At 45.2% G+C, this 10,508-nt stretch carries 11 protein-coding genes; 2 read left to right on the forward strand and 9 right to left on the reverse strand.

The window, feature by feature from the left end; all coding sequences use genetic code 11:
• Positions 1 to 121: 121 nt before the first annotated feature.
• On the forward strand, positions 122 to 493 hold the full coding sequence (locus FS818_RS27905) for an ArsR/SmtB family transcription factor (protein WP_145336624.1): 372 nt from the start codon (positions 122 to 124) through the stop codon (positions 491 to 493).
• A gap of 97 nt (positions 494 to 590) precedes the next feature.
• Here FS818_RS27905 and FS818_RS27910 read toward each other — a convergent pair whose 3' ends face one another.
• The 9 genes from FS818_RS27910 to FS818_RS27950 all read right to left on the reverse strand — a co-directional run bounded on the left by FS818_RS27910 (position 591) and on the right by FS818_RS27950 (position 8,736).
• Positions 591 to 1,766: an AI-2E family transporter gene (locus tag FS818_RS27910; protein ID WP_145336626.1), complete on the reverse strand. Its 1,176-nt coding sequence runs from the start codon at positions 1,764 to 1,766 to the stop codon at positions 591 to 593.
• Between the two features lie 294 nt (positions 1,767 to 2,060).
• Positions 2,061 to 3,086: an LLM class flavin-dependent oxidoreductase gene (locus tag FS818_RS27915; protein ID WP_145336628.1), complete on the reverse strand. Its 1,026-nt coding sequence runs from the start codon at positions 3,084 to 3,086 to the stop codon at positions 2,061 to 2,063.
• 272 nt (positions 3,087 to 3,358) lie between these two features.
• The gene (locus tag FS818_RS27920; protein WP_123066816.1) at positions 3,359 to 3,670 is read right to left on the reverse strand and encodes an ArsR/SmtB family transcription factor; all 312 of its coding nucleotides are present in this window, start codon (positions 3,668 to 3,670) and stop codon (positions 3,359 to 3,361) included.
• A gap of 102 nt (positions 3,671 to 3,772) precedes the next feature.
• Complete coding sequence (locus FS818_RS27925; RefSeq protein WP_145336630.1) at positions 3,773 to 4,354, reverse strand: NAD(P)H-dependent oxidoreductase; 582 nt, start codon at positions 4,352 to 4,354, stop codon at positions 3,773 to 3,775.
• Positions 4,355 to 4,391: 37 nt separating this feature from the next.
• Positions 4,392 to 4,814, reverse strand: a complete 423-nt coding sequence (locus FS818_RS27930) for a MarR family winged helix-turn-helix transcriptional regulator (RefSeq protein WP_145336632.1) — start codon at positions 4,812 to 4,814, stop codon at positions 4,392 to 4,394.
• A 204-nt stretch (positions 4,815 to 5,018) separates the two neighbouring features.
• Entirely contained in the window at positions 5,019 to 5,696 is a 678-nt protein-coding gene (locus tag FS818_RS27935) for an NAD(P)H-dependent oxidoreductase (RefSeq protein WP_145336634.1), read from the reverse strand.
• Between the two features lie 196 nt (positions 5,697 to 5,892).
• Positions 5,893 to 7,266 (reverse strand): hypothetical protein, encoded by a 1,374-nt coding sequence (locus FS818_RS27940; protein ID WP_145336636.1) that lies wholly within the window; start codon positions 7,264 to 7,266, stop codon positions 5,893 to 5,895.
• Complete coding sequence (locus tag FS818_RS27945) at positions 7,263 to 7,841, reverse strand: RNA polymerase sigma factor (RefSeq protein WP_145336639.1); 579 nt, start codon at positions 7,839 to 7,841, stop codon at positions 7,263 to 7,265. The genes FS818_RS27940 and FS818_RS27945 overlap by 4 nt, the downstream gene beginning before the upstream one ends.
• Before the next feature lie 160 nt (positions 7,842 to 8,001).
• Positions 8,002 to 8,736 carry a class I SAM-dependent methyltransferase gene (locus tag FS818_RS27950; protein ID WP_145336641.1) on the reverse strand — a complete coding sequence of 245 codons (735 nt, stop codon included), beginning with the start codon at positions 8,734 to 8,736 and terminating at the stop codon, positions 8,002 to 8,004.
• 162 nt (positions 8,737 to 8,898) lie between these two features.
• Between FS818_RS27950 and FS818_RS27955 the strand changes: the two genes are divergently transcribed.
• Positions 8,899 to 10,254, forward strand: a complete 1,356-nt coding sequence (locus tag FS818_RS27955; RefSeq protein ID WP_145336643.1) for an MATE family efflux transporter — start codon at positions 8,899 to 8,901, stop codon at positions 10,252 to 10,254.
• Positions 10,255 to 10,508 lie beyond the last annotated feature (254 nt).

Here is a 10,508-nt window from a genome sequence, read left to right on the forward strand (position 1 = left end):
AAAGGCGGTAAAAGATGCACTTCAGTCGGTTTCAAGATACGCCCTATTAGTAATCATTTCGCTTTAGCCGTTTTTTGGATATAATAGAGCTATCAGTTGTTAAACATAGGCGGTGATAGGAATGGAACAACCGGTTAAAGCTCCACATGATTGCGATGATGCCTGCTTGGGTACGGAAACCGATGTGCAAACCATTCGCACCTCACTTATAGATCGGGAGACCTCTTCCGAGATGGCGGATTGGTTCAAAGCATTTAGTGATCCAACACGTCTACGTATTATTGATGCACTGTTACAGAAAGAATTATGTGTACATGATCTGACGGTATTGCTCGACATGGGTCAGTCAGCCATCTCCCACCAGCTGCGCTCTCTCCGCAACATGCGGATCGTGAAGCGTCGCAAGGAAGGCAAGACCGTTTTTTATTCTCTGGATGATGCTCACATTGAGCAGATTTTCCTGCAAACGCTCCAGCATATCAAACACGGCTAGGCTACTGCCAGCCTGTTCAAACCAACAGAAACCCCCGCCTCTCGGCTTCTAGCCGATGGACGGGGGTTTCTGTTGTATAAGGGAACCGTTTTAATAGTTACAGCAAACGGTTGTTGTTCGGATCATAAAGACCCGACTTATCTTTAAACATGTTGAATATATGGGACACCACCACTTTAAGTACCGCGTATCCCGGAACCGCCAGCAGAATGCCGACTACCCCGAACAAATTACCCGATGTCAGAATGACAAAGATGATCGTGATCGGATGAATTTTAAGAGTTTTACCCATAATCTGCGGGGAGATAAGTTTACCTTCAATCAACTGTACAATGGTCCACACGGCAATCATTTTCAGCAACATCACTGGCGAAGTCACCAAAGCGACAATCAAAGCCGGAGTAATGGCAATCGCTGGACCCAGATAAGGAACCACACTCGTGAAGGAAGCAATGATTGCAAGAATCAGGGCATAATCCAAACCGATGACCATGTACCCGATGTAGAGCAGGACACCGATACAGAAGCTGACGATAATCTGCCCACGGATGAATGAGCTGATTTGGTGGTTAATATCATGCAACACGTGCATGGCACCGGTACGACTTTTGATTGGCAAAAAAGACAAAATCTTGTCCGGTAACTTCTTGCCGTCTTTGAGCAGATAGAACAAGATAAATGGCACGGTTACGATAGATAACACGGTCTCGGTAAATGCACCAAGGAACCCGCCAAGCTTCGTCCAGGTGGAATTGAGGATCTCGGTTGCTTTCTCGGAAATGGTACCCCACCAGTCCTGCCAGTTCAGGTTGACCGTCTCCTGCACCTGGCTAAACAGCTGACTTCCTGTCAATTCCTCGAATTGATCCCTTACCGTTTCACTATAGGTAGGAAAATTGGCGATCAGTCCCATAATCTGATTGCGTAGCACGGGGATAACGGCCAGCACCACAACGGTCAAAATTCCGCCAATCGCGAGATAGAGAATAAGAATGCCCCAGCCCCGCTTGATTTTCCATCGTTCCATCACATCCACAAGTGGATTGAGCAGGTAATAAAGGATGCCCGACAGAATAATAGGCAGAAGAATTGTTTTGATTAACACCGCCAGCGGGTGGAAGACAAAGGATACCTTGGTCAGCACCATAATGTTCAGTCCTACCAATAGCAGAATTAACAGAAACAGCACAAATTTGTTGTTCAGAAAAAATCGTTTAAATCGCTCAGGCCACACCCGGGTTTGTACCTCAGGTTGTTGCTCAGGTTGCTCCATAGGCTTGTCGTCCTCTCTTATGTATCTTTCTTCCGTTATGATCAACTTTCTGCCTGACGGGTACAATTCACTCTTGTACAAGCCAACATATGTATAATACTCCCGATTTATACGTATGAGCCAGTTTGACCGTTTCAAATTCGGCGAGTAAAGTCATTTTACCCCAAAATGCACAACGTGCCCCACATCGACCTATTGAAAATTTTACCATATAAAAAACGATCCGCCTCCGTTGGAGGCGAACCGTCTCTCTCTGATCCGATGCTATTCGCTTTCTGCTGTCATATAAAACCTTTATACGTTTCCCGCAAGCTGTGCGATCAACTCATACGAGTGCAGGCGTGCTTGATGATCATAGATCATCGACGTAATAATTAATTCATCTGCCTGCGTCTGGCGAATAAAGGACTCCAGCTGTCCCTTCACTTTCTCCGGTGAACCGTTCACCGCGGCTTTCAGTGTTTGAGCTACCGTAGCCTGTTCCCGATCTGTCCATTTGCCATCCATCACCGCTGGCGGCTGCACGAGTCCTGTGGTGCCGTGGATGATGTTCAGGAACTGTTGTTGCATCGTCGTTCCCAGCCACGCAGCCTCGTCATCGGTATCTGCCACCACGGCGTTCACCCCTACGATGACATAAGGCTCCTTCAGACTCTCCGACGGCTGGAAGCTACTCCGGTAGGTGTCCAGAGCAATTCGGGTATAATCCGGTGAGAAGTGGCTGGCAAAAGCAAACGGGAGTCCCAGCTGGCCTGCCAATCGTGCGCTGAAATCACTGGAGCCCAGCAGGTAAATCGGGATGTTCAGCCCTTCGCCGGGTACAGCACGTACGGGTGCATGATAGGACGTTGCCGATGCATCAAAGTATGCACGCAATTCTGCCAGCAACTCAGGGAAATCTTCTCCGCTGTTCAGATCTTTGCGTAGCGCAACGGATGTACGGCGATCACTGCCGGGGGCACGTCCCAGACCCAGATCAATACGTCCAGGATATAGGGATTCGAGTGTACCGAACTGCTCAGCAATGACAAGTGGTGCATGGTTCGGTAGCATAATGCCGCCAGAACCTACACGAATGGACTTCGTTCCACCCGCCAGGTGTCCGATTACAACCGAGGTTGCGGACGAAGCGATACCAGGCATGTTGTGATGCTCAGCTACCCAGTAGCGATAATATCCCCACCGCTCGGCATGCTGTGCCAGCTCCAGACTGTTGCGAAGTGCATCTGCAGGAGTTGATCCCACCACAACGGGTGCAAGATCAAGCACGGAAAGTTTGACGTCAGTGATATGTTCTTTATGTTGATGCTCAATACTCATTAAAGTTCATACTCCTTTGTGATTATATTTTTGCATATCCAGATATATAGATATAAGTGAGCAAAAGTAACTTGAAAAATGAAACATAACTCTTACGTTTCGAAGAGCAACTCTTTTTAAACCTCTGGCAAAGAATGCATGTTAGCTAAGAATACCCAAACAAGAATCACTGTGGACACACAAAAGTTCTTACAACATCTAGCCGTTCACATCCGGACGGAATCACCTGCTTGCTGCATATTGCATCCTTAGCTTCCGTTCCGGCATCCGGCTTATAACTCATGTTGTACGTACTCGGCAAAAGCCTGTATCGTTTCTTCATTGCGTCGATAGTACGTCCATTGTCCTCTGCGCTCCGATAACAACAACCCTGCCTTGAGCATCGTCAACAAATAGCTGGAGATTACAGATTGTGCCAGTCCAGCCTTCAATTGAATCGTGCCAACACAGATCCCACTCTTACCGCCATCCGGATGCTGGGATAGCTCGAGGGGGGAGAAGTGCTGCTCCGGGTTTTTCAGCCACAGCAGGATCTGTCTGCGTGTCTCATTAGATAGTGCTTTGAAAATGAGTATAGGTTCCATGGGTCGATTATACCCCCTTTTTGACCTTTTGCCAAACCCCATAAACTAACAAACCGACTCATCAAGAGTCGGCTTGGTAATTCACATCTGTTCAATCCTATGTTAGAAACGTGTTGTTACCGTCTGTTTTACTTCATCCAGCATGGCTTGATATGCAGCATCATCCAGATAACCAATACCACCGAAGAGCAGATGGCCTACCGGCTCGATGCCTACAAAATCAAAAATCCCTGTGTCGGACGTCAGTTTCAGCGCATCCGTCATACCAATCTGATCATATACATCCTTTGGCGTTCCGTGTGTACTGATCATAACACCTTTTTTACCCGTTAACAGTTTCTCGATTCCTGCTGCTCCAGATGCATAAGCAAATCCGTAAGCAAACACCCGGTCAACGTAACCTTTCAGAATCGCCGGAAGCCCTGTCCACCAGATTGGATAGATAAACGTAATAGCTTCTGCCTCTGTCACATATTGCTGCTCTGCAGCGATATCTTGCGGAGTCTGTCCTGCACGCATTGAAGCTGTATCCGCCTCCGTCAGTACAGGCTGAAATCCGAGCTGATACAGATCACGCACAACCACCTCATGCCCCTCTGCTTCCAGAGCAGTTACGGCGGTAGTCAAAATGGCTTTATTGAAGCTATCTGTGTGTGGATGAGCGTATACGATAAGATGTTTCATGTTAATTTCCTCCTCAATTTTGGTTCAACAAATTAATTTAAAAACGTCTGACAATCATGGACAATAAATTCTCCAACTGCTCTGACTGCTCTTCAGACAGATCGGCATAGATCATCTGATTAATCTGATTCGACACTTCTCGGAAGATCGGCTCAAGCTGCTTCCCTTTGTCCGTTAGGCGAATCATGGTTACCCGGCTGTCCTCAGAACTCTTGCTGCGTTCGACATAACCCAGCTTTTCCAGCTTGTTGACCAGCACCGTCACTGTTGGCTGTGTACGCTGAACACGTTCAGCCAGCATTTTGATGGATAATGTCTCTTCCCGGTACAAGAACATCAGGACATCTCCATGGGAAGGCACGATGCCTGTTACCTCATGCTGTTCCAATTCATGAACAATTCGTTTGTTCACATGATCTCTGATTCTTGCAATCATTGCAAAAGCGTTGTATTTTAACATAAATGCATTATACATAGATGTCTATGTATTTTCAACTCCTCATTTTTAGAATAAAATGGATACATCCAAGCATAGTGACAAGGCCCTTGTACTCTCATACTGGTAGGTATGGGAGTACAAGGGCCTTACATGGTTACAACAGTTTAGGTAACAGAAAATTAGTTTGCACATCAAGAGCCGTTACTTTCGTTCTTTACCTTATCGTTATTCAATCCAGTGTGTAATTTGCTCAACAGATTGGCGTGATTTCTCCCGATGAGGTTCTTCTGCACGATAACCAAAGGCCGCCATCACGGACACATCCCATGCACCGTTCTCTAACAGTCCTGCATCTTCCAGAATACGATGCACCTCTGCATAATTGTATCCTTCGATCGGACAAGAATCGATGCCAATCTGAGCCGCCGCAGTCATCATATTGCCAAGAGCAATGTATGTCTGTTTAGATGCCCAGTCGAATAATGTTTTCGCGTTTTGAAGCAGACCTTGATTGTTTTGAAATTTACCATAGGCTTCACTTGTCAGCTTGAATACATCATCAGGCATGCCCTGAACCTCTTTCAGCATGTACGCTGCATAAGGAGAGCTGTAGCTTGCATCCGTGCGCGCCAAGATCACAATGAAATGACTGGCTGTGGCTAGCTGACGCTGCGCACCGGACGACACCTCGGACAAGCGCTGACGGAACTCGGGATTTTGTACAATGAGAAACTTCCAGGGTTCAAAACCGATAGAACTTGGAGACAAACGACCTGTTTCAAGGATGAAAGCGAAGTCTTCTTCTGTAATTTTGCGTGACGCGTCAAATAGCTTTGTGGCATGACGAAACTTGAATGCCTGCAAAATCTCTTCTTTTTTCTTTGTTTGTACAGTAACGTCCACTCTTCTCCACGTCCTTTGTTTTATATATTATATGCTGAACCCGCATAGCTATGGATTTCGTTTGCTGTTTATGGCTCAGGTATCAGTTTAGATGTTATGCTCCAAATTGAAAAGTACGTACCTTATTGTACCTTGGTTCCTAAAAGTAAGAAAAGTAAGTTGCATTTAATATAATTAAATACAAGGTTGTATCCTTCTACAACTTCCCCCTGCTAATCATAGTGATGCGTCCATCTTCTTTGTATTCGACCTCAAATATGTCATTGGCAGACTCTAATTCAAAAGTTACTATACCTAATGCATCGGCTTTTCGATGAAGCTTGTAGGCATCCAAATCAATCTTAAATATGTTCTTGATGATTGGCCCTGCTTTTTCTCTTATTATCGTTTCGTTCATATTATATAATTTTTCATGGTAAGCCTCCATTTCTTGGCTATCTCCGATGAATGGCTCATAATTATTAACATCTCGAACTGTATAACCCACCCCTTCTTTTCCTTCAGTCATTTCAACAAAGTAATTTTGAGAAAATTGAAAAAAGAAAATCTCTCCACCCAGCTTATTATCCTTCGTTCGATGTATGCTTTCCAAATTTAAATTCGTTTTCCCCGACAAAGCGGCCACCGATTCCTTAGCATCTGCCAAAGCAGTCTGAGATACCTCGTCCGGATTAATTTCCCCTGAGACCGATGTGACCTTATCCTGCTCCCATTCAATATACCCAAAACTTGTTTCATTCTGTAATGCGAGTGTAGTACGTATTACCGGTAATATCTCCCCCTGGTTCATGTTTACAAAGCGCCGAACAAGTATGGGTTTGAGCGTAGGAGCACTACCGATGCTCTCCAAAAGCGAAGGCACCTGACGCATATATCGATGCTCCAGCTTACTTGGCTTCATCTCGGCTCTCATCTGTACTTCACGAAGGTTACCTGTCTTGGCGTCAAGCCAGATTTGGGCGTAATCTGCTCCTTTCTCCTGGCCTGCTTCGACGTATATTCTGCCAGACACAGGCAGATCTTGTACTTTGGTAATGCGTAGCTGTTTGCCCAGATCATCTCTCATCGTTACCGCAACATTCTTTTTCATCTGATCCGTAAGAATATCGATATTCAGTTCATCTGTAATCAGCAAAGCTGAAGCCGGATTCATCTGTTCCATCAACGGTTTCGCGAGTTGCCCGTCGTCCCAGTTCCACATAAATAGCCCGCCTACGATAACCAATGCACTCAACCCTGCAACGAGAATGCCTCTACGACTTTTTCTATGACGTTGATGTCTTGGGCCAACTTTGGATGCATCTTTAGCTTTATCTTGAACTTTAGCTTTAACTGCATTTATATTTGTGTCTGTATCAGCGTATTCTCTTAATGAATTGGAGAGGGAATAAGAGCGTTTCAATGACGACTCTGAAGGGCTCATTTCACTCATTTCCTCTTCCTTACTGCTTTCCGTTCGTATCCACTGCACCTGCTGCAAAACCTTACGCTTATGATCTTCAGTAAAAGGAGACGTTGCAAACGGCCCTTTACGGATTTCCTTTTCCCATTGATCATCCTCATGTTTCATTCGCTTCTCTCCTCCCACTGCTTTCGAACCTTAACCTTAGCCCGGGATAGCCGTGATTTCACGGTTCCTTGGCTAATTCGTAACATATCTGCGATCTCCACCGTTGTAAGTTCATACCTCAGATGCAACAGAAGAATCTCCCGAAACTTCTCCGGTAGCGCCAGCACGATATCCCAAATCTCATGTACATGTGCTTTACGAATCACTTCCATCTCGGCGGATGGATGAGTTGATCGTTCTCGCATCATTTGTCTTGATCCGGATTGATCTTGGCCTGACTCTAACGACAATGTTTCTCCCCATAAACTGTTTCGGAAAAACCTCGACTTTCGGTATGTAAACGTTGTGTTCCTCGTAATTGTTAGAAGCCATGTTTTGATCGAGCAATCTCCCCGATAGGTTGCGATTCCTGTGTATGCCCGGACAAACACTTCCTGTGACAAATCATCTGCCTGCTCCGTATTTCTAGTTAAAAAATAAACATAATTCCACACATCATTGCCGTAATCGTGCATCAGGCTGGCAAGTGTGTCATTGTTGATGGTCTGGGCCTCTGCCAGAAAAGAATAGTCCAACGGATGTTCACCTCACTTAATAGGACTAACTCAGTTGTCACTTGGTTCCCTAATTTACTCATTAATTTTTATATTTTAGCAAAAAATAAAAAACAGCATGTCCAGACATACTGAACACGCCATCATAAAACGTTGAATCATGTACATATCAGATCCATAATTATTTCTTCATTGCTACGATCATCAGAAACATCGGTCTTCGATTCTCATCAGACATCCCCGGGACCTGCTCCATCATCTCCAAAGTGGGCTTGGATTCTGCCACCTGTTGAATGATGAACCCCGCATCAATCAATTCATTCAGATGTGTAGCCATTGTCCGATGATACTTCACCACATCATGATCCAAAAAGTTTGCGATCCGCTGTCCTTGTTCATGATAGTGATCCACAGGCCAATGCAGTTTCTCTCCTTGAGGATCATAATGCCAGTCCTGCTCTGCACGAGCGGTAAATATCGGATGTTCAACAGACAGAATGAACGTTCCACCAGAGACTAGACAATGATTGATTTTACGATACACGTCATGCAAATGTTCAATGTAATGCAGCGCAAGGGAGCTAATAACCACATCGAACTGATTGTGTTCAAAATGAATATCTTCGATGGCCAGCTGCCGATACTCAATCTGTGGGTCATTTGTCAGCTCACGCGCAAGCCTGAGCATATTTTCGGATAAGTCTACGCCGATGACTGAACTCGCCTGTTGTTCACGCGCATATCGGCAATGCCAGCCAAACCCGCAACCTAAATCAAGCACTCGCCTATCCTTTAAATCAGGTATTAGTGTTTGTAATTCATGCCATTCCCCAGCTGCATCTAACCCTTCAACGGAGCGAGCCATCTGGCTATAATTCTGAAAAAATGCCATATCATCGTACTTATTTTGCTTCATCTGATCTTCCCCCCCTGCCCAGTCCTCTCTCACACTCTATCAAATAAACGGTACGAATTTCGGAAAAGTTGCCATTTGAATTGTACTCATGTTATTATACAGAACGAACGTTCAGTATAAAATATAGGCATAAAATTTTTACACTTACTAACGGAGGTCATTATGAGTACAAATTGGACGCATCCACTTGAGAGGCAAACGGTAGGCAAAGCTTTTTTCAGCTATCTGGTGCCTTCTGTTCTGGGGATGCTAGTCATCGCATTTAACTTTATTATCGACGGCATTATGGTTGGGCACAAACTTGGGTCAACCGCCATGGCAGGTATCGGTATCGCTTCTCCTGTCTACACCCTTTTCGTGGCAATGTCTCTATGGATCGGCATGGGTGGAGCTACGTTATACTCTAATCATATGGGCAGGAAAGAAAATCAGAAGGCCAAAGAAGTGTTTACCAAATCCATTATTCTCATTTCGCTGGTTACAGTGGTTATTGGTTACACGGCCTTTACCTTCAAAGATAAACTCGTATATGCACTGGGTGCAAATGCAGATACTTTTCCCTTCGCATCCGACTATATGAATATCATGTTACTTTTCGGGTTTGTTTTCACGATCGAAAATGCATTATCCGTGTTTGTCCGCAACGATGGCGGTCCAAATACCTCAATGTATGCCCAGATTACCTTTGCTGTAGCTAACATTGTGATCAATTATATTACGTTATATGTGCTGGAGTGGGGAGTACGCGGGGTTGCACTGGGCACGATTGTCTCAGCCGCTTTGGCACTGCTCGTACTGTTCAGTCATTTTTTCAAAAAGTCCAATAATCTTACGTTCACAAGGTTCACATGGAGTACCACATTGCTTTGCATGATCGCACTTATTGGCTTTCCTAGCTTCCTAGCCGAACTTGGCATGTCCGTCTTTTCGGTCTCACATAACATCTCCATGGAGCGGATTGGAGGTACGGATGGTGTTGCCTCGTTTACGGTTTTAAATTACATTCACGGGGTTGTCTTAATGGCATTCCTTGGTCTCGCTTCTGCCGCACAGCCCCTGATCAGTTATTATCACGGTGCACAGAAGGCAGAACAAGTTCAGCAAACGATTCGTATTGCCGTCAAAACAGCCGTAACCTGCGGCGTGGTTCTGCTTCTCATCGTTCAAGTGGGGGCACCTTACTTTGTGCAGATCTTTGGTAACTTTAGCAACAGTGTAACGGATAGCGCCGTCTACGGTTTGCGTATTTTCACCATTGCTTATGTATCCATGGGAGTAAACTTTGTCATGAGCACGTACTTCCAATCCATAGGTAACGCTAAAATGGCGATCTGGATCACAGCCGCACGCGAGATGATTATCATGATTGCTTTGATTGCTATTCTCCCTTCGTTCCTGGGTGTTTCTGGAGTATGGCTAGCTGTACCATTATCTGAAATGATTGTTCTAATCACGATAGCACTCTATTATCGTAAACGCGCCTTAACCGAGCGGCTCAATCTGTTACAGGCCAAATAAGTATTATGGTTTAAAAAACAAAGATAACGTTCGCTGTATTTTCGCACCACCGTTACGATATTTAACACTGACCCCTAACCCCGGCGTAATTCTCCAAAAGATAACGCTAGGGTTAGGGATTCTGTACAATTCTGTGCAAAACACAAAAAAACACACCTGATTTTCATCAAGTGTGTTTTTGCTTTGCTTGGCGGCGTCCTACTCTCCCAGGACCCTGCGGTCCAAGTACCATCGGCGCTAGAGGGCTTAACGGT

It is taken from the genome of Paenibacillus xylanexedens, from assembly GCF_007680605.1.
Taxonomy (GTDB): Bacteria; Bacillota; Bacilli; order Paenibacillales; family Paenibacillaceae; genus Paenibacillus; species Paenibacillus xylanexedens_B.

Bases quoted from the DNA above. Each gene is read 5' to 3' on its own strand.
- FS818_RS27905 (WP_145336624.1), top strand. From the start codon at position 122: ATGGAACAACCGGTTAAAGCTCCACATGATTGCGATGATGCCTGCTTG.
- FS818_RS27910 (WP_145336626.1), bottom strand. From the start codon at position 1,766: ATGGAGCAACCTGAGCAACAACCTGAGGTACAAACCCGGGTGTGGCCT.
- FS818_RS27915 (WP_145336628.1), bottom strand. From the start codon at position 3,086: ATGAGTATTGAGCATCAACATAAAGAACATATCACTGACGTCAAACTT.
- FS818_RS27920 (WP_123066816.1), bottom strand. From the start codon at position 3,670: ATGGAACCTATACTCATTTTCAAAGCACTATCTAATGAGACACGCAGA.
- FS818_RS27925 (WP_145336630.1), bottom strand. From the start codon at position 4,354: ATGAAACATCTTATCGTATACGCTCATCCACACACAGATAGCTTCAAT.
- FS818_RS27930 (WP_145336632.1), bottom strand. From the start codon at position 4,814: ATGTTAAAATACAACGCTTTTGCAATGATTGCAAGAATCAGAGATCAT.
- FS818_RS27940 (WP_145336636.1), bottom strand. From the start codon at position 7,266: ATGAAACATGAGGATGATCAATGGGAAAAGGAAATCCGTAAAGGGCCG.
- FS818_RS27950 (WP_145336641.1), bottom strand. From the start codon at position 8,736: ATGAAGCAAAATAAGTACGATGATATGGCATTTTTTCAGAATTATAGC.
- FS818_RS27955 (WP_145336643.1), top strand. From the start codon at position 8,899: ATGAGTACAAATTGGACGCATCCACTTGAGAGGCAAACGGTAGGCAAA.